A 24029-nucleotide genomic window follows, 5' to 3' on the forward strand; every position below is an offset into this window, starting at 1 on the left:
TCTGGACAATAAGATTTACTTTCAGACACCAACAACTTGTAACACTTCATCTATGTATGCCTTGGCCTCTTTCCATGAAGACATCAACGGAAAGTTGTATCGCTCACGCTCCTGTATATTCCACGGATGTGGGATACAGATGACCTTTTTGCCGTCCTCATGCGCGGGGATCAGGTTATGTGCTCCATCATCAATGAGCAGATCGAAACCGAGCAAGTTTTTTCTTTTGCATGTAATAAACTGTTCTGCGGTTATAAAAGGCATATGCTGCTGAAGCCAGTTCCACTTCTCAACGACTGTTCTTGGTTCTGCTGCCGTCACAACAATCACATCATAAGCATCGTTCAGCTTTCGCATCTCATCTACAACATATTCGTCGTATAACTCCAATTCCTCGAACAGACCCGGCCGACCATAAAATACATCATGCGTGCTCTCTGGATGACGCAAATGGGATGTATCCCAATGAATCATATCCTCGTAGCGCAACGGATGGGTCGGGAAGTTGAGGTTGTTGTGATATATAGCCCGCTTGACCAGATGACATATCGTGTCATCCATATCTACAGCAATAATAGGCTTCTTCATGGTTATCCCTCCCCCAATACGAACACAGTATACCATCCAGAATGTTATGTAGTCATCTTTTTTACCTTGAAATGCCAATAGCGTTGATGAGAATTCTACCTGATTATATTAAAAAGGCGCCCCGGCGCCGTAATACCAGCTACGCCCGGGGTGCCTATATAGATTAATCTATTCCAAGTTCTCGCCATTCGAGGCAATGACTTTTTGGTACCAGCCAAAGCTCTTTTTCTTATACCGATTCAGTGTGCCTTGTCCGTTGTCATCCTGATCCACGTAGATCACGCCATAACGTTTGGACATTTCCGAAGTGGATGCACTGATGATATCAATCGCTCCCCAGTTGGTATATCCCATCAGGTCCACTCCATCCATAACGGCTTCTTTCATTTGTGTAATATGTTTTCTCAGATAATCAATCCGGTAATCATCGTTGATGGAACCGTCTGCTTCAACCGTATCTTTCGCACCAAGGCCGTTCTCTACCACAAACAATGGCAGTTGATAACGGTCATACAGCTCTTTCAGTGCAACGCGCAGGCCGATCGGATCAAGCTGCCAGCCCCACTCGGTACGCTCCAGATTCGGGTTCTTAATTGTACTGTACAGGTTACCACCCGTCACTCCATATTCCTCTGGGTTCACTGCGGACACCAAGGATGTGTAATAACTGAACGAGATGAAATCAACCGTGTGCTCACGCAGGATCTGCTCGTCCCCAGGTTCCATGGCAATGGTAATCCCGTTCTCTGCCCAATACCGAGCCATAAACGTTGGATAACTACCACGAACTTGTACATCTGTATGCAGCAGGTTCAGCTGATTATCGATCTGTGCTTGCAGCACATCCTCTGGCTTCGACGTCGCCGGGTAGTGAATCATACGCGCAAGCATACATCCGATCTGGAAGTTCGGGTTAATCTGACGTGCTTTCTCTGTCACCAGGCTGCTGGCTACAAATTGATGATGAAGTGCTTGATAAGAAGCCTGCATCGTGTTCTCAACTCGGTCTTCAATAATACCGCCGCCTGTGAACGGTTCAATAATGGTTGTGTTAATCTCATTAAACGTCAACCAGTATTTGACCTTGTCCTTGTATCGGTTCATCACGGTTTCCGCATATCTTACAAAATGTCCAATCACTTCGCGCCCAGCCCAGCCGTTGTATTTCAGAACAAGTGCCATAGGCATCTCATAATGCGAGAGGGTTACAAGTGGTTCGATATCGTATTTCCGGAGTTCATCGAACACTTCGTCATAGAAACGCAGTCCCTCTTCATTCGGCTCGGCATCATAACCATTCGGAAAAATACGCGGCCAGTTAATGGACAGACGGAATGTCTTGAAGCCTAGCTCAGCGAACAGCGCAATATCCTCTTTGAAACGGTGGTAAAAATCAATCCCGTAACGCTTCGGATAACCTTCTGCACTATGATGTGCCATTGCTTTCTCAACCGTTGCACTGGTAACATGCATCAGTTCTCTAAGGTTGGTGTAGTCCTTTTTCTCAAAATAAGGAACCATGTCGGCCGTCGACCATCCTTTGCCGCCAGCGTCGAATCCACCTTCAGCCTGGTTGGCGGCAATAGCGCCGCCCCATAGAAAACCTTCCGGAAACCCTTGTCGATTAATCATTCGAATCTCTCCTTCTTTTGTTGATATTGTTAGTCCTAAGACGAACAGTTTAGATTTCAGCTTTCAAGACGTCTTCACCCATCGTGATTTCGCCCAATTTCACAGGTAGAACCTGCTTGTAATCAGCCGTATTGGTAACAACCATAGCAGTTGTAATGTCGTATTCTTTTGCAATCTCGGCCAGTTCAAACGTGAGTAACTTGTCTCCAGCCTGTACACGTGCTCCTGTAGCAACATGTGCATCAAAATACTGTCCACGCAGCTTCACCGTGTTGATACCAACATGAATCAACAATTCCATTCCGTTATCACTGCGGACAACGATCGCATGTTTTGTTTTGAACACATTCATGATGGTACCTGTCACTGGAGATACCAATTCGCCCACCGTTGGAACAAATGCCACACCTTTACCCATCAACTCATCACCAAATGTTGGATCGTTGACTTCTTTGAGCGGGATGGATTTACCTGTCATCGGTGCAACAGCTACTGCATCACTCGTTGGTGTTGGATCACCCATGTCGTCCACATTTACGGTTGCAGCGTCATTGGAAGTTACTTTCGCTGGTGCTGTAGAAGCACCAGGTGAGAATTGAGCTAACGCCTCTGCGTCTCCTTCTTCTTCCTTGATACCAAATATCGTAGACATGATTGCACCCACGATAAAGGCCAAAATCATACCCCCAAAGGAATACCAGAAGGTCTGTCCGATCAGGGAAGGAAGTCCTGGGAGACCACCATTACCCGCAAGAACGTAAGCTTTCGCGCCAAAAGCAAGGGCGAATCCGCCACCCACTGCACTACCAATCATGGCTGCGGCAAATGGTTTTTTGTATTTCATATTTACGCCGTACATAGCTGGCTCCGTTACACCCATGAGTGCGGTAAAGCTCGTGGACAATGCCACCGTTTTGAGTTTTTTATCTTTTGCCCGGAAGAATACGCCGAGTGTTGCACCAGCCTGACCCATATTGGAGATAAAGGTCAATGGCAAGAATTTATCAAAGCCCAGTGTAGCGATATTACTCAGGATGATCGGCACAAGTGCATAGTGCATTCCTGTCATAATAATGAGCGCCATCGCGCCGCCAAGAACAATACCTGCAATCAATCCGCCTTCATTCAGCAGCCAGTTGATGCCGCCAGACAATCCGCTACCTACAAATGTACCCAATGGACCGATCGCAATCAGCGTTACCGGAACCATAACAAGTAAGGTAATCAACGGCACAAGCAATAGTTTGAGTGCAGCAGGGATAACACGGTCAACCCATTTCTCAACATAGGACATCAACCATACTGCAAGAAGAATCGGGATAACCGATGAAGCATAACTTACTGCTGTAACCGGGATTCCCAAGAATCCAACCGATTCACCGCTTGATAACAATGCTGTCATGTCTGGATACATGAGTGCCGTACCTAGTGCAATCGCAACAAACGGGTTACTGCCGAATTTACGAGCAGCGCTGACTGCAATCAGTAAAGGCAGGTAGTGGAATACGCCGTCACCAATGGCTGAAAGAATACGATACGTATCCGTTCCGGCAGACATCCAACCTACGGACACGAATAGTGCAAGTAATCCTTTGAGCATACCTGCCGCAGTAATCGCTGGAAGCATTGGAGCAAAGACACCTGCGATTGTTTCAAAAATTTTCAGCACGACATTTTGTTTTTTATCCGACTTTGGCTCTTTCTTTTCTGTAGTTTGCTGGATTGCTGGATTTTCCCTCACCATGGCATCGAATACTTTTGCCACATCATTACCGATAATGACCTGGAATTGATCGCCGGAAATATTCGTTCCCATGACCTTATCCAGTTTCTTGAGTGAGCCGTTATCAACTTTCTCGTTGTCTTTTAGATCAAAGCGCAAACGTGTGACGCAGTGATAAACTGAGTTAATATTGTTTGTTCCCCCAACGGCTTTAATGATTTCCTGCGCCGTATCCTGATGTTTCATGATGTTTTCCTCCTCATTTTTCCAATAAAAAATACCCGAACGAATCTAGCGCATATGGATGGCGCCATCTCATTCGGGTATTGCCTGATTGAACAGTAACAAGCCCATAGGATATCCAGTTGTAATTTGATTCTATTGCGTGGACTTTTCGTCCCGCTTGGTTTTCATCAAACGTTCCAGATGGAGCGTTAGATATAACTGCTCAGAGTGAGTCATGTCATACTGATAGTTCTTATGGATAAAAGTCTCGATCTTGCCAATACATTTGAATGTCTCCGGATAGTTTTTCCGAACCACTTCATATAAATACTCCTCAGCATCATCATGTGAAGAATGTGTAATGACACGCTGACAGAAATATTTCAAATGGGTGATGAAGCGGAAATAATTGACGCTATCTTCATCCAATTCGACGTTGAAGTGATATTTGATGATATTCATGATCTCCTGCAACAGCTGCATCAGATGGGTGACATCGTTCATGGAATCATTGACTTCCGCATTGATGAAATGTAAGGCAATATTACAGATTTCATCTTTGGGAAACTCAATATCCAGTCTTTCCTTCAGCAAGGTCAGTGCTTCTCTGGCCACATCATACTCCGCCTTATAGAAGTGCTGAACTTCCCAAGAAAGTGGATTTCGAGTAATCATTCCTTTTTCCAAGCGCTGAACAGCAAAGTGAATGTGATCAGATAGCGAGACATAGATCCCGTCACTGATGGTTTTGTTCAATTGCGTTCGTGCCAGTGTCACAATATCATCTGTTGCCTGCAGAATCTCAATCGGCACTTCAGCTACGATGGATTTGAATTTCTCATAAATCGATGCATCCTGAAGACGAAATACCTTCTCAATCCGCTCTTCATCAATCTCATCGCCTGCTTTGAACTTAAATCCGATACCCCGGCCGAGGATCAGTAGTTCCTGATTTTTGTCATCCACGGTACTGACAATATTGTTATTAAATATCTGTTTAATAATCATTATGGACCCACCTGGTTTTTTTTGAGGAATAAAAAAGGGCAAAACCAAAACAGAAATAATAAAATCATTTCCATAGTGGTTTTGCCCGCATTACCGGTAACAAGCCTCGGATATAATTTATCATAACCTGAAAACGGTGTCAACCCAAAAATCCTACTATTGCTATTCCACTTCATTCCCTTACATGAGTCTTTTCCCTAAGCTTCCACGTTTAAGGGTGCATATGCTTTAGTATTAACATTTTGGAGCAGATTCAAACGAAATCAACCAATAAGCATCACTTGATCACTTGCTTCGAACAAAAAAGACCCTTCTCTCGAAGGGCCCACCGTATTATTGCTGGAACGTAACATTAATCTGTACAATCTCCGAACGACTACTAGTACGAATTGGAGGTCCCCAGAATCCAAATCCTGACGTTACGATGGAGTGCATAGAGCCCTTTTGCAGATAACCCCAATCATTCTCGTAGATCGCTTGTGTAATGAACTGAGCCGGTGCAATCTGACCACGATGGGTGTGACCAGATACGACCAGATCTACATTATTCTGCTCCGCAATATCCAGATCATACGGCTGATGATCCATCATAAGTACCGGTTGGGTCAAATCAGTGCCTTGCATTAAAGTAGCGACTTCTGCCCGATCCTTCTCTGTTCGGTCTTTCCGTCCAATTAGGGTGATCTTGTCATCCAGGACAATTTTGTCATCGTACAGAACTTGCATGTTGCTCTTCTCCAGCGCAGCAATCAGATCTTCAATCGGACCATCGAACTTATCGTGATTCCCGAGTGAAGCATAGACGCCGTATGGGGCCTGAATATCACTGATAATATCGGCAATTCCGCTATTGCGGTACATATCCAGATTGTCATCAATAATATCTCCAGGATACAGCACCAGATCCGGCTTCAGTGCATTAATTTCCTCCACCATGCGTTTGGCATGTGCAGGGCCAGATAGAAGTCCAAAGTGCATATCGGCAGCCATGACAATGTTGAGCTTGTCTACACCTTCTACTTTTTTATCAATCTGGATATTATACGTTCTCACTACAGGGCTGTAAGCGTTGAAAATTCCGTAACCCAATGTGGACACTAACAGCACCAGCGTAACAACTCCCGCCCATTTCTGTGTGTGATGTCTTGGAATACGGGTTAATCTCAGCAACCACATCGTGAGGTGGACGACGGGCAGGATCAACAATAACAACGAGAAGATTGCCAGCCAGTAAGAACCGATGATACCGAGGAACGAAATGCTTCCAAATACCCGTGCCAAAATGAAGGAAACGGCAAGGAATACGAGCGCTATAATATAAAACCATCGAAATCTGGCGGACACAACTGGTTTCATCCAACTCCAACCGCTCCAGCCTATGTAGAACACTAATAAACCGTATACGACCAAAAACAATATACCTGCTAATACAAACATGCCCGGTCTAACCTCCACGTCAATAAGTTGTATTCTGAATTTTCATTACGGACACAGGTCCGTCTGAACAAGTATAACGTAGTTGAAGGGTCAGATCATCTGTTTACCAAACCCAGATTCGTACATTTTATTACAATTTGATGATATTCAAATTCGAACCATTAACGAGAAAAAGCATTCCCGCTGCCGCCCTGAATAATTAAATTCAAGGACAACTGCAGGAATGCTATATTTTCGGAATTAAAATTACTCGTTAGTGTCCATCCACTGGAAGTGGAATGAACCTTCTTTGTCAACACGTTTGAATGTGTGAGCACCGAAGTAGTCACGTTGAGCTTGCAGCAAGTTTGCTGGCAAACGCTCTGTACGGTAGCTGTCGTAGTAAGACAGTGCGCTGGAAAATCCAGGTACTGGAATACCTTGTTTTACAGCAGCCGCTATAACTTCACGCCATGCACCTTGATAAGATTCAACGATGTTTTGGAAGTAAGGATCCAAGAGCAGGTTTTTGAGTTCTGCATCTTTGTCATATGCTTCTTTAATGTTCTGCAAGAACTGCGAACGGATGATGCAACCACCACGGAAGATCATGGCAATGTTACCGTATTTCAGATCCCAACCGTATTCATCGGAAGCTGCACGCATTTGTGCAAATCCTTGTGCATAGGATACGATTTTACTTGCAAACAATGCTTTACGCACGTTCTCGATGAACGCTTTTTTGTCGCCGGAGAACGCTTCAGTCGCTGGTCCATTCAGGATTTTGCTAGCTGCTACACGCTCGTCCTTCATCGCAGAGAGGAAACGGGAGAATACGGATTCCGTAATCATGGACAATGGAACGCCGAGATCCAGCGCACTTTGGCTTGTCCATTTACCTGTTCCTTTTTGTCCAGCCGCGTCCAGAATAACGTCAACCATTGGTTTGCCTGTTTCTGGATCGTATTTGGAGAAGATATCTGCCGTGATTTCGATCAGGTAGCTGTCCAGCTCCCCTTGATTCCACTCGGTGAAGATCTCATGCAACTCTTCAACGGAAACGTTCAATACGGATTTGAGCAAGTGATAAGCTTCACCAATCAACTGCATATCTCCGTACTCGATACCGTTATGCACCATTTTCACATAGTGTCCGGCACCGTCTGGTCCGATATATGTGCTGCAAGCGTCATCGCCAACTTTGGCAGAGATCGCTGTCAGGATCGGTTCTACCAACTGATAAGCACTTTCCTGACCGCCTGGCATGATTGCCGGGCCTTTCAGTGCGCCTTCTTCACCACCGGATACACCTGCTCCGATGAAGCGGAAACCTTTTTCTTCCAGTTCTTTACTGCGACGTTGTGTGTCAGGGAAGTAAGCATTACCTCCATCGATAATAATGTCGCCTTGATCCAGATGAGGAAGCAGTTGCTCGATCGTTGCATCTGTTGCTTTACCTGCTTGGACCATGATCAGAATTTTACGCGGAGACTCCAGGGATTCCACGAATTCTTCAATAGTGAACGCACCTGTCAGGTTTTTACCTTCTGCTTCTTTCAGAAGATCGTTCGTTTTCTCTGGGGAACGGTTAAATACCGCTACCGAGAAACCTTTGCTTTCAATATTCAAAGCCAGGTTTTTACCCATTACTGCCAATCCAATAACACCAATCTGTTGTTTACTCATTATGTCCTCCCAATGCTCCATGATTTATATAGTTTTATTGTAAGTTGAAACGAATATATGTTCAGTGATTATTGTACTGTTTTTTTCCAGTCCGCTGCAAATTTGTCCATACCTTGATCTGTCAGTGGGTGTTTGGAGATTTGTTCAATGACGGAGAATGGAACAGTAGCAATATGTGCTCCAGCCATCGCTACACGTGTAACGTGATCCGGATGTCTTACAGAAGCCGCAATAATCTGTGCATCCAGGTTATGTGTACGGAACAATTCAGCAATTTTGGTAACCAATTGTACGCCATCCTCGGAGATATCATCAAGACGTCCCAGGAATGGGGATACATATGTTGCACCAGCACGAGCAGCCAGAAGTGCCTGGTTCACCGTGAAGATCAACGTTACGTTGGTTTTCACACCTTTTTTGGTCAAGTAACGGCAAGCTTCAAGTCCTGCAAGTGTCATCGGCAATTTGATCGTGATGTTTTTGTCGCTGTTGTTAATTTTGATCAATTCGTCTGCTTGCGCGATCATTTCTTCAGCAGTAAGGGCATCTGGTGTCACTTCCGCAGAAACGGACTCCACTTCAGGTACCAAACGCAAGATTTCTTCAATACGATCTTCGAATTTCACGCCTTCTTTAGCTACCAAAGATGGGTTTGTTGTTACGCCAGACAATACGCCGATTTTGTATGCTTTTTGGATATCTTCCACGTTAGCTGTATCGATAAAAAATTTCATGATTAAATTACCTCCAGATATATTTTTTATTTTGGTTTAGAGATTCGCATTAACCGCCAAGGGTATGCTATTTGTAACTACAGACTCCTGATCCGCCGGCTCATCAAACCACCAGTGGTGACCTTCTTCTTCAAGCATAACATCTGATTCAACCGGTCCATAGCTACCCGCAGGATACAGGTGAAGTGGCAACAGATTTTCCTGGAATGCATCCAGAATTGGCTGCACCCATGCCCATGACAATTCTACTTCATCCCAGTGGGCAAAGAAGGTTGGATCACCCAGCAAAGCATCACGAATCAGATTCTCGTAAGCTTCCGCAAGGTCACCTTTGTCCGGAGAAAGATCAATATGAACCGGTTTGAATTCACCTTTATTCTCAGGATCACTTGCATTCAGTTGCAATGTCATGCTCTGATCCGGACTCATCTCAATGACGAGCAGGTTTGGCTTGGAACCCTTGTTTTTCAGCACATTTGTCTGTCCTGAAGGTTCTTTGAATTCAATCACGATACGTGTTGATTTCTCCTTCATTCTTTTACCCGTGCGAATGTAAAACGGAACACCACGCCAGAAGAAATCATCAATTTGCAATTTGGCAGCAATGAATGTGTCATTCATCGTATTCTCGGCTACACCCGGTTCAGCAGTATACGCATTTACCGGTTTACCTTGAATGTTGCCTTCTGCATACTGTCCACGGATGATGTTTGCACCCACAGTTTGTTTTTGTAACGGCTGGATCGATTCCATAATGTGTTTTTTCTTCAATCCAACTTTTTCGGAAGTACTGTTGTATGGTAGCTGGATCGCCATCATCATGAGCAATTGCAACATATGATTCTGGAACATGTCTCGCACTGCACCAACATGATCATAATAGGATGCACGTTCTTCGACACCTACAGTCTCATTCGCCGTAATTTGCACATTGGAGATGTAACGGTTGTTCCATAACGCCTTCATGATTGGGTTACTCTGATGCAACGTCTCCAGACGCTGTACCATCGGTTTGCCCAAATAGTGGTCAATCCGATAAATCTCTTCCTCCGTGAACGATTCGCTTAATTTGCGATTAAGGTCTCTAGCGGACTGCAGGTCGTGACCAAATGGCTTCTCGATAACGAGACGTTTCCATCCCTCTGTGGAACCCAGTCCACTTTCTTGAATGTTCTCGGCAATCGGTTCGAAAAATTCAGGACCAACCGAGAGATAAAACAAGCGATTGGACGGAATGCCAAGCTCAGCTTCTCTTTGTTCAACTAATCCCAACAGCTTTATATAATCTTCCTTATGGCTTATATTCAATACACTGTAGCGGAAAGCTTTCACAAATGACTTCACAACTTCAGGATCAGCTTGGCGTCTGGAAAATTCATTTAATGATTTTTCCACTTGTGCCTGAAAGAATTCATCAGACCAATCTCTACGCCCCAGACCAATCAATGAGAAGGTTTCAGGAAGCTTCTGCTCAAGATATAAGTTATATAAGGCAGGATATATTTTTCTTTTGGCTAAATCGCCAGTTGCACCAAATAAAACAATGGTAGTTGGTTCCATCTTACCGTTCTCCTTCCAAGTAACTCTGGTTTCTTTGTTGTAGTTACACTATAATACGTTTTATAGCCATACAAGTAATTAATATATTTCACAGGAGCTATAGACCACATCTATGACTACAAATTACGAACTATATAAAGTCTTTTATTGGGCCGCCAAAACGGGAAGTTTGACACAGGCTGCGAAAGCACTGTATATCACTCAACCCAGCGTCAGTCATGCCATTAAGCAATTGGAAGAGAGCTTTGGTCTTACCTTGTTTTATCGAAATTCCAAGGGTGTAGCGTTGACACAGGAAGGTGCCAGTCTATACTCCTATATTGAACAATCCCAGATTCTGATCTCCCTTGCGGAAGAAAAAATGGCCGCACTGAAGAATCTCGACAATGGTGAACTCCGGATTGGTGGCAGTGACTCCCTATTCAAGCATTACATGCTGGCGTATTTAGAGGAATTCCACACCTTGTACCCTAACATCAAGCTACATCTGAGTCATGGAACTACGCCGGAAGTGATTACCTTTCTGAAAGAAGGCAAGATTGATCTTGGTGTTGTTCGGATGCCCATTGTTGATCCACAGCTAGAAGTCAGGGAAAGTATTCAGTTGAAGGACTGTTTTGTAGCTGGGGAACGTTATGCTCAGTTGAAGGGTAAAGTCATGACACTTGAGATGCTTCTGGAGCATCAACTGATCCTCTTCTCCCGGAACAGCCGTGTTCGGATGGCTATAACTGAGTTGTTTAACAGCTATAATTACACGTTGAAACCTGAGATTGAGGTTGGTAGTGTTGATCTGTTGATTGAGTTTGCGCGTCGAGGACTGGGTATTTCCTATGTCACACGTGAATTTATATCCAAAGAGCTGGAGGAAGGCTCTCTCTTCGAAATTCAGCTTGATGTCCCGCTCCCCCCTTCCCATGTGGGGATTATGACCAAGCGCAATATGCCGATTTCTCTAGCTGCCAACCGGTTTATGGATCTCATTTTCAAAGCCTGAGTGTCCACAATGTCAAAAGGTACAACAAAGAGCCCCACCGTCCAGTTATGGATGATGAGGCTCTTTAGCCTGCATATTGTTTGTGTTTATCTAACGATTAAAGACTCACCAGATAAGACGCGTCCAATATAAGGGCAACCTTACCATTACCGAGAATCGTTGCACCAGATAGATGGTTCATCGCTCCCAGATACGTACCAAGCGTCTTAATAACGACTTCCTGATTTCCTATAATCTCATCTACTGCGTAAGCTGCAATTTTATCAACAGATCGCACGATCACCAATGGAATGGTTTTGGATTTACGGTCCGTTCGTGGATAGTTGAGCCTGTCGCACAGTCGGTGAAAAGGTACAATTCGTCCATGATTCAGGATCGCTTGTTGCCCCTGAATCATCTGAATATCTTCAGGTGAAATTCGAACAATCTCAGCAACATTATACATCGGCAAGATCAGCACACGGCCCGACACTTTGACTAACAGACCTTTAATAATCGCCAGTGTGAGTGGTAGATGAATCGTAAACGTGGTACCCACACCTACCTCCGTATCAATATCAATGATACCGTTGAGTCGCCCGATCTGACTACGCACGATGTCCATTCCAACACCGCGTCCTGATACTTCACTGACAGAAGAAGCCGTCGAGAAGCCAGGCTCAAATATGAGATGGACAGCTTCCTGTGTTGTTAGGCGTGCAGCCTGTTCCTCACTAATGATACCTTTGCCCAAGGCGGAAGCTTTAATCTTCTCACCATCGATACCTTTGCCATCATCCGAATAACGAATGACAACATGATTTTCTTCATGAAATGAAGTTAATGTAATTCGTCCTTTGGACGGCTTGCCGAGCTCCGCTCGAACCTCTGCACTTTCAATGCCATGATCTGCACTGTTGCGGATGAGATGGATCAGGGGGTCACTCAGTTCTTCAATAATCATCCGGTCAAGCTCAGTCTCTCCACCTTGAATAACCAGTTCCAGATCCTTACCAAGCTTCTGCGATAGGTCACGAACCAATCTCGGGAATCGACTGAATAGTTGATCAATAGGTAACATCCGTGTCTTCATCACACCTTCTTGGAGTTCCTTGATCACCCTGCCCATATGATCGGATACACCACTAATACTCCGGATGAGTGTTGAAGACTCCTTACGTGCACCCGTGCCACTCAGATCTGCAAGGGATGTCTGATCAATTAACAGTTCACCGACCAAATTCATCAAATGGTCCAGACGCTCAACACTCACACGAACTGTAGGTTGCGCAGCTTTCACTTTCTCATCCGGCCCAGTTGTATTCACGGTAGGCAAGCTTTGTTTCGATTGCACTGTTTCAGAGATTAATTCAAGTGGTGCAGAAGTCGCTGCAACCTCATTGGATTCCAGCAGATATGGATCAATCTCCAGCATATGAATATCCGAGTCTGAAGACAGCTCTGCCTTAAGCTGCTGTGGGTCCTTCGACGTTGCTACGATGATGATGAACTGACCATAATGATCATCTTCATTTTGCGCGCCCGGTTGACTCTCCATGAGCGAAGTAGCGACAACCGTACCACAGATGTCCTCGATACGTTGTCGTAAAATATGATATCTGGCCGCTTTCATCATGCACTTCTGCTCCAGCACAACATGAATGGACAATAACTGCTTGCCTGACACTATAGCCACCTGTGCCACAATCGATTCTGCTGGTTGCAATTGAGGTACTTTAAGTTGCCCGACTACTGCCGGGGTCTGAATTAAATCCTTTATTTCTCGTACTACCGCTCGAAAGTCTGCATAGGCTTCCCCACGGATGTACTGATCACGAAGCACCTTCATGGCGTCCAAAGAGCGGAACAACGTATCAATTAGCTCCGAAGTCATCTCCGGTTTTTTCTCCCGGACCCATTCAAGAGCATACTCCACTTCATGCGTAAGGTCGCTTAATTCACGGAAATCCATAGTGGATGCCGATCCCTTGATGGTATGGGCTGCCCGAAACAGCGTCTGAACCAGTTCTACAGAAGGCGAAAGCTCCAATGCCAATAAAGACTGATCCATACGTTCCAGTTGATCATTCAGTTCTTCGATAAAGATGTCACGGTAGGCAGACAAATCCATCATTCGTATATACCTCCCTAACCGCCCAATATTTCGTCCAGTTTCAAAATGCTCACAAGCTTGTCTTCCTGTTGACCCACACCATGGAATAAACCTTCACGGTTACGACCATATCCGCCGGTTGGCGGATGTATGTCCGAATATGTGGTTACCTTGTTCACGCGATCCACGATCAAGCCAATATATTCATCCTGATGTCGAACTACGATAATACGCGTCGCTCTGGTGTCCGCTTCATCCGGCATACCCAGCAAATTACGAAGGCTCATTACACATACAACCTTGCCACGCAGATTAACTACCCCTTTGATCTCTGGGCGGCTGAATGGGATATCTGTAATGCTGAGCATTTTAATAATTTCGTGAATTTCTTCGATTCGAATGGCGCAAGTCTCTGCACCTACAGACAGTTCAATATATTGTTCCTTCTGAAGTGAAGACATCAATTCACCCTCAATTCAATTTTATTAATTTGTTTTGAAGGCAGCTGCCGAATTCGCCAGTTCTTCCGCAAGATGCGCCAAAGACTGGCATGTTGCCGCTGTCTCTTCAGACGCTGCAGCGGATTCCTCACTGGAAGCCGAGATGGATTCAACAGAGCTCATCACCTCTGCGGCTTGGGCTGCTTCTTCTTCACATGCAGCAGCAATTTCGTTTACTTTCTGTGAAGAGTTATTGACCATATCAATGATCTGATCAAACGCCTGTCCCGTCATGGAAGACTGCTCAACACTGGCTGCTACAGCCTGTACACTTTGTCTCGTATTTTCCTGCATTGCTTTGATGATGGCTGTAATTTCTTTGGTCGCCTCGCCACTTCGTTCGGCAAGCTTCCGGACTTCATCTGCTACTACGGCGAATCCTCGTCCTTGTTCTCCGGCACGTGCCGCTTCAATTGCAGCATTCAGCGCTAGCAGATTGGTCTGCTCAGCAATATCATCAATCACTTCAATGATGTCACCGATTTTACGAGAATCATCTTCAAGTTTAGTCATTTTTGTATTAACAGCTTGCATACCTTCCAATGAAGTCTGTACAACAAGTCCACCTTCACGAGCAGTCTTCACCGTATCGTTGGACAGTTCAGCCGCTTCTTCCGCACTTGCAGCGACGGAGTTAATGGCAAGTGAAAGCTCCTTGAACAATTCGGAGATATTTCCCGCCTCACTGGATTGGCTTGTGCTGGTGCTCGCAATTTCCTGTGTGCTGGCTGAGATCTGTTCCGAAGAAGCTGCAACACTTTGGGAGTTCATTACGATATTGTTAATTAACTCTTTCAGATTATCGACCATCCGATTCAGTGCCGCGGCTAGTTGACCCACTTCATCTTTGCTGGAGATGTCTGACTTAAGGGTTAGATTTCCATTGGCAACTTCCGTAGCTAGACCCAGCATGGCCATGAGTGGCTTCGAAATGGAGCGAGAGATGATATATCCAATGAGAATACTGAAGAGTACGGACAGAACCACAAGAATTATCGTTACTTTAAATGCTTGTGAATAGGCAGCCTGAGATTGTATATTCGCCTGTTCAGCCATACTTTCATTAAGGTCGATCAAATTGGTAAGGAGTTCTACAATCCTGTCTCCTTGTGGTTTAAGCTCAGATTTAAGGAAGGTATTAAAGGCACTTTGATCATCTGCAACAGCCAGATTAGTTGCTCGTTCAAACATTGTTAAATATCCTGGATATTCCGCATCAAAATTACGGAGTAACTCTATTTCTTCAGGGGTTGTTGCAAGCGGACGATAGATGGTCAGGCGATCATTCACACTCTGACGGATCGAAGCGATGTTCTCCGTGATCCGAGTTTTTTCGGTTTCAACGGTTTCAAAGCTCAAATCACGCACGTTCACACGCATTCTTTGATAATCAATCTGAGCAGAGGATAATTCTTTCACAGAGATTAGATTGTTGTTATACATCTCTTGCATTCGTTCATTCGTACTTCTCAATGTTACTACAGAGTAGACGCCAAGCGCCGCAAGGATTATCGACACAACTAAAAACGCTGAGATAATCTTTGTTGCTGTTTTCAAATTTCCAAACCACTTCATGTAATCTCCTCCTAGGCATCGTAGTGTCCAGTTATGTATATAACGCTTGGTAAACCCTTCTCTTGGTCGCGCTCCAGACAACTTACGATCTATTTCGACATAAATATATTAAAACTGAATAGGAGATTTTTATTTCTATAAATTTGCACTATTATGAATTTTTATTTCAGATATAAAGAATCTTCTTTTTAATATAAATTATACTTTTTACCTATTAAATTGTTTTTTTCATTTACATATATACGTATAATCAACATTCTGCATTGACTTACACATACATCTCCATACAAAATTTCATGTGACATGATCTTCTTTTATTTATACAAGAAGTTATATAGTTCTTACGTCTAACAAATATCATTTTCCACACAAAAAATTATGTATTTTTTCTGTACACACTCAACATTTCAAGACCTAAGTCTAATAAATGATTACTTATACTGAGTCCATTTTCCCATAAAAAAAACCAAACCCGAATCAACAAAGTTTGGTTCTGAAGCGAAAAAACACACTTTAAATTAACATAAAACCCGTTTAAAACTAATTATTTATGTGTTATATAGCTGCTCCAGTTCCATTAGGCGGTCCTTAATCCTGTGCGGAATAATTCCAAACAGATTATCCCACGTCATGAACATCTCCGGTTTTAGTAAATATTCTTCGAACTCCATGGTAGGTACAAACGCTTTGGCCTGGAGATAACGCTCTACCTGATCATCGATCTGTTCATTTGTTTCAAAATAATCTTGAAACAACTCATTCACAAGTAGCCCATCACATCCAGCTTCGGCACCTGCTGCACTATACAGGTTTGGCAATAACTCAAATACAACCGGAAGTGGTGAGAAGGCATGTTTGCCAGGCTGTGAGTACAGACATACATGATGTCCAACCACATTGACCCGTTCCTTCAATAATCCGCGTAGCACCTTCCCATGAAAGCTGGCTTCACAGTCTACTACCTCTCCGTCATGACCCACATAAACCCATACATGCTCCATTTCATACAGATGTCCAATCTCATAATCCCACCAGATTGCATATTCAATTACATATTGTACTACCTCGGTCGGAAACTTAATGTCCCTTCTGAACGATGGTGAAGGCCCAGATTGATGCAACACAGAAATGCCAACAAAATCAGGATAAAAGGGTTCGGCTCTGTCAAACATCAAAATAGGTGCATAACTCATTGCAGTTTCAAGCGTTTTCATTTCTGACATGTTCATTCGTGAGTCCTCCGTTTTGGTTGGATGTTCATACTATACTAACAGAGAACGTAACCCACTGACTCAAGCATTTTGAATTTTTATCATACGATTATTACATCGACACATCAAAAAAGCCTGCAACTGATATTCTCCAGTTACAGGCTGTGTACTTTGATAATAAATAAGGAATCTTGACTTAAGATTTCAGCTTATTGGATGGTGACACGGACGTCTTGGAAGGTGAAGTCGATTGATCAGAAACCTGCGTATCACACCCTATTGGAGGGCCCAGAATTGCATCATTTTTAATGGAAGCAACAGCTCTCGCATATGCCTCTTCATCCAAACAGTACGCGCGGTGAGCCACCTCCGGCGGTGTAGCTGCCAAGAAATCCGCTCCAAATACAATATCAGGCGTTGGTTGATCAAAGATCGTTAATACATATACATCATCTGTCTCAGCGACAAACCAGTGAAACCAGCCTTTCGGAAATACCACTACCTGACCTGGTTTCAGACGATATGTCAATCGTTCACGTGTAAACGGATTGAAGACTGACGCTGTAATTTCACCGGTGATGACCACAACCATCTCCGTGACATTGGTGTGCCAGTGTGGCTGCACAATGATTCCTTTGCTTAAGTGCACGTTGAAGAACCCATTTGCAATGGTCGGCAGCTGTTCTCCAAACAACTGGGTTACATAGTTGCGTGAATCCCTCTGATAATTGACAACCGCATTGGAATCGGCTGCCAGCGGAACATTCGGGACTTGTAAAATCGGATTCATCATACGATCATTTCTCCTCCTTGGGCATACATCTCATTGTTGTACTGTATGCCGGAGAATAGAAAGATAATACCGTTGACACATGTTATATATTGTTTTTAATCCTGAACTTTAGGTTTCTTAGAATCTTGTATAAACAAACTAGACTTGACCAGGGAATCTGCCTCCGGCTGCAATGCCTTGGGGAGATATGTGATCAATCTGGTTCATCTCATCATCCGTAAGCGACACCTGTAGCGCTCCCAAGTTCTCGTGAACTCTTTCCAGATTGCGAGTCCCCGGGATCGGAACGATATGTTCTCCCTTTCCAAGCAACCAAGCCAGAGCAAGTTGAGAGACCGTACATCCTTTTTGCTTAGCCATCTCTTGGATCAATCCAACAACCTCCAGATTTTTCTGAAAGTTCTCACCTTGGAAACGCGGATAGTGACGACGATAATCATCTTCCGGCAGATCGTCTATGGAACGGATCTGACCTGTCAGGAAGCCCCGCCCCAATGGACTGTATGGAACCAAGCCAATGCTCAATTCATGCAGGACAGGCATAATCTCATCCTCAAGCTCTCGACTCCATAATGAATATTCGGTCTGCAACGCTGTAATCGGATGAACAGCATGTGCACGCCGAATGATCTCTACTGGCGCTTCGGACAAACCAATATATCGAATCTTCCCCTGTTGAACCAGATCGGCAAGTGTGCCTATGGTCTCTTCAATGGGTGTATTCGGATCAGGACGATGTTGATAATACAGATCGATATAATCCATTCCCAGGTTGTAGAGACTTGCATCTACTGATTTTTTGATGTAGGCCGGATCTCCCTTGGGGCCCTGCGTGTGTGTTATACCAAATTTGGTGGCAACGATTGCTTTGGATCTTCGACCTTGAAGCGCGCGTCCAAGCAGTTTTTCATTCCCACCAAATCGCTGTTTTTCATACGCTCCGTACAGATCCGCCGTATCAAACATGGTGACTCCTGCATCCAGCGCACCCTGAATGGTATGTACCGATTCGTCATTATCCGGCATCATCATCACACCCAGGCCGAGCGCAGATATTCGTAATTTATCATTTCCCAGTGTTCTTGTTTTGAGCATGTGGCTCCCTCTTTTCATCTTGAAATAGAAACGTTAACTAGATACGTATGAACTTGAGTTCATTCTAGTTCACTTCCGAGACCCCAACCACACTCTGTTTATGCTAGTAAAGAAATTACCAGTTTGATTAACTTTCTATATGGCAGCAGGAACGTAAATACAACAATGAATGCCTGATTGGCTGTTCAGATTATTCATGGAAAAGATATCGTATGCATGCACAACGCCATCTGCCCGATCCGTCGTTTCAAGCAGGACACGATTGACTTGTTTGAGTTCAACTTGGTGCAGGTTCCAGATCGTTCGGAAGTCTATACTTTCTTCACTCAATTGTTTCACGATTCTGCTAAATTCGGGGTCACTCGGATACTTGTCATAATACGTACGGAATACGGCTACCGAGTGCCGCGCGAATTCCTCCCAGTTGTGCATACGCTCCCTGAGCGCTGTATCCAGAAATAAAATCCGCATCATTAAACGCTCATTCACATTCATCGACGAGAAGTTGAAGAGGTTCGTATCTGCAGCTTCATTCCAGGCAAGTACCTCAGAGCGTTCATTGGTAATAAAGGAAGGATGAGTCAACTGGCCAATAATGCTCTGCCACCCTGGCTCCAGTTGCGAATACGAAGCAAGGAATTCATGTTCCGTATTAGGGGTCCCATAAGTCAAACAGATGACTCTTCTCTTCCAGGGTTAAACGGAGCGCATTCGCTATACTCTGCATCACTTCACGTGAAGCCGCCAACTCCCTACCCTGTTCGAGCCACGTGTAATACGTTGCACTGACACCAGCCAATACCGCTACTTCTTCCCGCCGTAGACCGGGTGTTCTTCGCTGTCCATAAGATTCTGACAATCCAACTTGTTCCGGTTGAATGCGGCTTCTCCGCGATTTCAAAAACTCACCCAGTTTTTTGTTGCGGCTCATACTTGTATCCATAGACATCGTTCCTTTTTATAAAAGTATTCAAGCCTATTCGACCCTATCCCAAAATGGTAGTCTCTGAATGACTTTGATATAATTCATCTATTATTAGTTCTGCAGAATACGTGGTTTACAAGTAGCTTAGCATCGATTGGTGCAGAACGAAAGGAGCATAACATGATCCCCAATGTTGGAGATGTATACTGCGTGTATGTCGAAAAATTACAACAATATACAGCCTGTCAGGTAACTGGACTGAAAGAAACGGAGGGTAAAACTTCTGACACGATTGCCTCTGTCCTTCAGTTGGATTGGACTGGTGATCAACTGCCTAATGAAATGCAGCTTCATCAGATGAAACCGCTGATCTGTAATTTCTATTTCTGGCATGATCGACTTGCCCATAGTTTCGTGAGTGCTAATGTTCCTTCACAGTATGTGCTTGCAGGCAATATCCCTCCTCTCTACACAGAGGAAACAAATACGTATGGCGGAGGCTGGCCGATCGGAGAAAGTCTCTATCTCCAGCGTGAATGGGAAGGTATCGATGCGATCCGAAGAGCGCAGTTCAAACAAGCTGCGGATGATGACAAAGAAGTGATGGTTGGCGATCGTGTAATGCGGCGCAGTACGAGTACACTCCGTGATTTCAGCCCTAGATCTTCTAAAGATGTAGCCGAACTCGCAAAACTACCTTGTCTGACACATATTGAAATGGATGGATATACGGAATCGATCTTTACATTTATAGAAGACAACCCGTTCATTAATGAACTTCATATCATACATCATGGTCAAACGATGCTGGATATCAGCAACAGTCATCTGACCAAACTTATTGTGGATGTCAGCGGGTTGAAGGAGTTAATTTTGAACACAAAGATGAAAAGTCTGAATTTCACAGGTGAGCTGTCTCCTGATCTGCGTATCGCGGCTTATGAAGACGGTAAATGCATTACTCTCAATGTTCCATCGGGCCTGCCACAGGTTACGGGTATCTCACGACTTGAAGGTCTGTATATCAGAGATATCACGGAACTCAACCTGGAGCCACTTGTGCAGTATTATCCTGAGCTTTCAGAGTTACGATTGTGGGGTAGGCCCGGCAATCTATCCCATATAGAGTCGATTCAGCATTTGGCAAATTTGCAAACCTTCACTACATATGACCTGTTCGGCTTCAATGGTGAAGAATTCCCTGATCCAGAGCAACTTCCAAAATTGGCTACGCTGTGGCTAACCAGCCTTCCTGCCGATGCAGCCAAATCGATCAAAACAAGATATAAAAAATTCGCTGCTGCCGGACTTGATATAGAGATCACCAAAGCACGCAAACCGGAATGGCTTGCGGAGAACCTGAACAATCCATTTCGGGATTGGGATGGGCGGGACCACATCAAGGCAGCACACGCCAAAAAAGCAGCTCAATTGTACAAGCAGTGCTTGAAGGAAATCCGTCAGTTAAGTCAAGATTTTAACAATCAGGAAGCTATGCACAAACGGCTCGTCTCCCTGGTTGAGAACTACACACAGACCTTCAACAAGATGGATGCCAAGACCGGCTTTATTGAAACTGTTGAACGGGAAGAGATTTATGTTGTTCTAACGGAGTTGCTGGATCAATTACAGCAGCATTTGGAACTGCGTCAAGATGATTTGATTAAGGTCAATCACGAGGATTTATATGAGGTATTTGATCGTTTGAGGGATTTTTAGTTCACCAATAAACCGTTGTTTACGGAAAAGGGTCCTGTTATGAAAATGGCAGGACCCTCTTATGCATGAATAGAATTTCTTGCACTCTATTTTCAATAAGACGACGTGATTCGGGCAGAGCCTTGGGTCGCTCGATCCTATGATAAGCCACACAATTTCAAGTAATTCAGGATCGATGCGGTATCATCAATGGAGGTGCGCAGGGCGATGTAACCGTCAGGACGAATCAATACAAGTTCTTTACTTGCGACATCGTAAACTCGATAGGCATTCCCTGCAGTGTCTATTATGCCTTCCGCCCCCTCCACCTTCGATGGAAGGATATAATGCAAATGGAGTGCATCGTTGGTGAAGTTCTTCAGAGAAGGATCGATGTAGTTTGCAAAAGCCAAAAGCGTCCAGTGTGGGCCGCGCAAGAGGTCAAAGACACTTCCTGCAAACCCGGTGCCTTGTAGTCCCGTAGCATTAGGAGCACGATCTCCAGGAAATAAACGGGTAGCATTTGTTCGAGCAGACGGACGGGTAAGCGAACTTGAACGATAGGAAATGAGAAGCCCGCTCGTCAGATCGTCGGATATGGTGCTCAAGGATTGGGACAACCCTCCGCCTTCTGTCGCCGTTCCTATGACGCCTCCCATCTTCTTTGTGCTGTCTTTGAGCACGGCTTGAGCCACCGGGCGGCGCTCTTCATCGTAAGTGTCGAGTAAGGCGGTGTCCGCTCCACGTATGACAGCCGCCAGCTTCCAGCCGAGGTTGTATGCGTCCTGTATTCCCGTATTCATACCTTGACCGCCGGCCGGCGAATGAACATGAGCCGCATCACCGGCAAGAAAAACCCGGTTGTTTCGGTAACATTCAACCATACGAACGTTGACCCGGTAGATGGATAACCAAGAAGCATCCGTAAGCCGAACACGTCCGGACTCGGCACGACGGTCAAACATGGCTTGATACGCCTCTAGCGATGGCTGCTCTGGTTCATCGATGGCTGCCGGAATTGTAGCCTGCAGTTGCCAAATATCGGATTTTGGCAGCGGCGTCACCCCGACCATCCCCTCCGAAGAAGTCCAGATATGGATATGGTCACGATCTAACCCTTCCAATCGTACATCGCCAAGATACCATCGCTCATGATCATGTGTTTCCCCAACCAACGGTAAGTGTATAAATTTGCGGATATTGCTTTTGCCACCGTCAGCGCCTACCACATAACGAGCACGAATTTGCTCTTCTCCTCGTGGTGTATTCACCGTTACCGATACACCATCCACATCCTGAACAAGCCCTACAGCTTCCATGCCCAACTCAACTTGACCGCCAAGCATTGCATATCGGTCGCGCAACGCTTTTTCCACATCAAATTGAGCAATCCAGACCGGATCACGATAGGGTGTCTCAAGTTCGGCGCTGGCTGCAACGGTAATAGTCGGCTTGTCCACACTTCTGCCATCTGCGGTATAATAACGAACAGGCAAGTCCACAACACCTGTATCAACAATGTAGTGAACGGCTTCCAAATCATCTACGACTTCAAGCGAGCGAGGCTGAATTCCTTTGGCGCGAGATGCAACGTTATACACGGTGCTTCGTTCAATAATACGATGGTTGACGTTTCGACGGGCAAGGTCGCAGGCAAGTGTAAGCCCTGTGGGTCCGGCCCCGACAATGAGAACATCAACAACAGACGGTATGGTATTCATGAATAAAAACCTCCTTGATCATTGATTTGATACGCTACATTTGTCACACTACACCGTACAGTGTAGTTTGTAAAGCAGGACTCTAATCCATTTCTGAAATACACATATAAGGGGGAAACGTAAGAATGGATCATACGCAAAACAAGAAAATCCGCAAAGGCTCTTCAGACAAACGAGCTAAAATTATTGCGGCGGCACGAGATCTGTTTCTTTCAGAAGGGTTTGATCGTTCCAGCGTCGATGCGGTCGCAACTAAAGCGGGAGTTTCCAAACGGACAGTTTATGATTATTATGGCGACAAACAGAATCTACTGCTTGCCGTTGTTGAAGAATCCAGTTCGGCGGTTCTCGTCATGATTGAGCAAGGGATTTCAGACCACCTCTGGAAATTCGAAGATCTTGAGCAGGCGCTCATCTTATTTTGTGAGCAAATCGTAGCTTCTGCAAACGGTTCGGCAGATTACAAGGCTTTGATCCGTCTGGTTATGGTGGAAGCTGCCAACCTGCCAGACTCGTTTTTTGAAAGGCTGGATAACGCAACTGAAGAGGGGATTATCAGGAGGTTTACAGCGTTTGGACAAAACGGACTGCTCCATGTGATTGATCCTAAAATGGCTGCAAAGCACTTCGCTGCATTAACGTTTTTATTGGTATTTAATCAACCGGGAAAAATCGGGACATTAGATGAGGAACAAAATAAACATATCATCACTGAAGGCGTACGCGTCTTTCTTTGCGCTTATGCCCCACAACGTAAGTCTTAAAATCGCCATTGTAAATGCCTTTTTTTAAAAATTCCATAATCTAATCGATCTGCGACTTCATTATCAATGGTAAACGCAAAAACGGA

The 24029-nt window shown here is 44.7% G+C and carries 20 protein-coding genes; 3 read left to right on the plus strand and 17 right to left on the minus strand.

The genetic code is table 11. The features are described 5' to 3' along the window. Positions 1-21 precede the first annotated feature (21 nt). The 8 genes from MKY95_RS20065 to zwf all read right to left on the minus strand — a co-directional run bounded on the left by MKY95_RS20065 (position 22) and on the right by zwf (position 10572). Positions 22-588 (minus strand): 5'-nucleotidase, encoded by a 567-nt coding sequence (locus tag MKY95_RS20065; RefSeq protein WP_036613472.1) that lies wholly within the window; start codon positions 586-588, stop codon positions 22-24. Between the two features lie 168 nt (positions 589-756). After that, the gene (gene ascB, locus MKY95_RS20070; protein WP_017687861.1) at positions 757-2220 is read right to left on the minus strand and encodes a 6-phospho-beta-glucosidase; all 1464 of its coding nucleotides are present in this window, start codon (positions 2218-2220) and stop codon (positions 757-759) included. 49 nt (positions 2221-2269) lie between these two features. Next, the gene (locus MKY95_RS20075) at positions 2270-4189 is read right to left on the minus strand and encodes a beta-glucoside-specific PTS transporter subunit IIABC (RefSeq protein ID WP_339194147.1); all 1920 of its coding nucleotides are present in this window, start codon (positions 4187-4189) and stop codon (positions 2270-2272) included. 132 nt (positions 4190-4321) lie between these two features. Further along, positions 4322-5176: a PRD domain-containing protein gene (locus tag MKY95_RS20080; protein WP_036613466.1), complete on the minus strand. Its 855-nt coding sequence runs from the start codon at positions 5174-5176 to the stop codon at positions 4322-4324. 333 nt (positions 5177-5509) lie between these two features. After that, positions 5510-6613 (minus strand): metallophosphoesterase, encoded by a 1104-nt coding sequence (locus tag MKY95_RS20085; RefSeq protein ID WP_076250089.1) that lies wholly within the window; start codon positions 6611-6613, stop codon positions 5510-5512. 246 nt (positions 6614-6859) lie between these two features. Further along, entirely contained in the window at positions 6860-8278 is a 1419-nt protein-coding gene (gene gndA / locus MKY95_RS20090) for an NADP-dependent phosphogluconate dehydrogenase (protein WP_036613463.1), read from the minus strand. A 68-nt stretch (positions 8279-8346) separates the two neighbouring features. Next, positions 8347-9012, minus strand: coding sequence for a fructose-6-phosphate aldolase (fsa, locus tag MKY95_RS20095; RefSeq protein ID WP_036613461.1), 666 nt, complete (start codon positions 9010-9012; stop codon positions 8347-8349). 36 nt (positions 9013-9048) lie between these two features. Continuing rightward, entirely contained in the window at positions 9049-10572 is a 1524-nt protein-coding gene (gene zwf / locus MKY95_RS20100; RefSeq protein ID WP_036613459.1) for a glucose-6-phosphate dehydrogenase, read from the minus strand. A gap of 112 nt (positions 10573-10684) precedes the next feature. On the opposite strand from zwf, the gene MKY95_RS20105 reads away from it, so the two are divergent. Next, a complete protein-coding gene (locus tag MKY95_RS20105) occupies positions 10685-11569 on the plus strand; it encodes a LysR family transcriptional regulator (protein ID WP_076328475.1) in 885 nt (294 codons plus the stop codon). 97 nt (positions 11570-11666) lie between these two features. Here MKY95_RS20105 and MKY95_RS20110 read toward each other — a convergent pair whose 3' ends face one another. From MKY95_RS20110 to MKY95_RS20145, 8 genes are all read right to left on the minus strand, one after another. After that, on the minus strand, positions 11667-13682 hold the full coding sequence (locus MKY95_RS20110; protein ID WP_339194149.1) for a chemotaxis protein CheA: 2016 nt from the start codon (positions 13680-13682) through the stop codon (positions 11667-11669). 14 nt (positions 13683-13696) lie between these two features. Beyond that, a complete protein-coding gene (locus MKY95_RS20115) occupies positions 13697-14122 on the minus strand; it encodes a chemotaxis protein CheW (RefSeq protein WP_339194150.1) in 426 nt (141 codons plus the stop codon). 24 nt (positions 14123-14146) lie between these two features. Further along, the gene (locus MKY95_RS20120) at positions 14147-15736 is read right to left on the minus strand and encodes a methyl-accepting chemotaxis protein (RefSeq protein ID WP_339194152.1); all 1590 of its coding nucleotides are present in this window, start codon (positions 15734-15736) and stop codon (positions 14147-14149) included. A 548-nt stretch (positions 15737-16284) separates the two neighbouring features. Next, on the minus strand, positions 16285-16965 hold the full coding sequence (locus MKY95_RS20125) for a hypothetical protein (RefSeq protein ID WP_076317567.1): 681 nt from the start codon (positions 16963-16965) through the stop codon (positions 16285-16287). Between the two features lie 178 nt (positions 16966-17143). Then, positions 17144-17740, minus strand: coding sequence for a cupin domain-containing protein (locus MKY95_RS20130; protein WP_076317566.1), 597 nt, complete (start codon positions 17738-17740; stop codon positions 17144-17146). A 138-nt stretch (positions 17741-17878) separates the two neighbouring features. Then, the gene (locus tag MKY95_RS20135; RefSeq protein WP_076317565.1) at positions 17879-18835 is read right to left on the minus strand and encodes an aldo/keto reductase; all 957 of its coding nucleotides are present in this window, start codon (positions 18833-18835) and stop codon (positions 17879-17881) included. A 135-nt stretch (positions 18836-18970) separates the two neighbouring features. Further along, complete coding sequence (locus MKY95_RS20140; RefSeq protein WP_256721185.1) at positions 18971-19507, minus strand: hypothetical protein; 537 nt, start codon at positions 19505-19507, stop codon at positions 18971-18973. Beyond that, a complete protein-coding gene (locus MKY95_RS20145) occupies positions 19488-19778 on the minus strand; it encodes a helix-turn-helix transcriptional regulator (RefSeq protein ID WP_256721184.1) in 291 nt (96 codons plus the stop codon). Before MKY95_RS20145 ends, MKY95_RS20140 begins: the two co-directional genes overlap by 20 nt. Before the next feature lie 162 nt (positions 19779-19940). Between MKY95_RS20145 and MKY95_RS20150 the strand changes: the two genes are divergently transcribed. Next, complete coding sequence (locus MKY95_RS20150) at positions 19941-21479, plus strand: hypothetical protein (protein WP_076317564.1); 1539 nt, start codon at positions 19941-19943, stop codon at positions 21477-21479. A 137-nt stretch (positions 21480-21616) separates the two neighbouring features. Here the strand turns inward: MKY95_RS20150 and MKY95_RS20155 are convergent, their stop codons facing one another. Further along, positions 21617-23179: an FAD-dependent monooxygenase gene (locus MKY95_RS20155; protein WP_339194155.1), complete on the minus strand. Its 1563-nt coding sequence runs from the start codon at positions 23177-23179 to the stop codon at positions 21617-21619. 125 nt (positions 23180-23304) lie between these two features. Here MKY95_RS20155 and MKY95_RS20160 point away from each other — a divergent pair, with 125 nt between their 5' ends. Beyond that, entirely contained in the window at positions 23305-23943 is a 639-nt protein-coding gene (locus MKY95_RS20160; RefSeq protein ID WP_076317562.1) for a TetR/AcrR family transcriptional regulator, read from the plus strand. Positions 23944-24029 lie beyond the last annotated feature (86 nt).

This window comes from Paenibacillus sp. FSL P4-0176 (assembly GCF_037975265.1).
Taxonomy (GTDB): Bacteria; Bacillota; Bacilli; order Paenibacillales; family Paenibacillaceae; genus Paenibacillus; species Paenibacillus amylolyticus.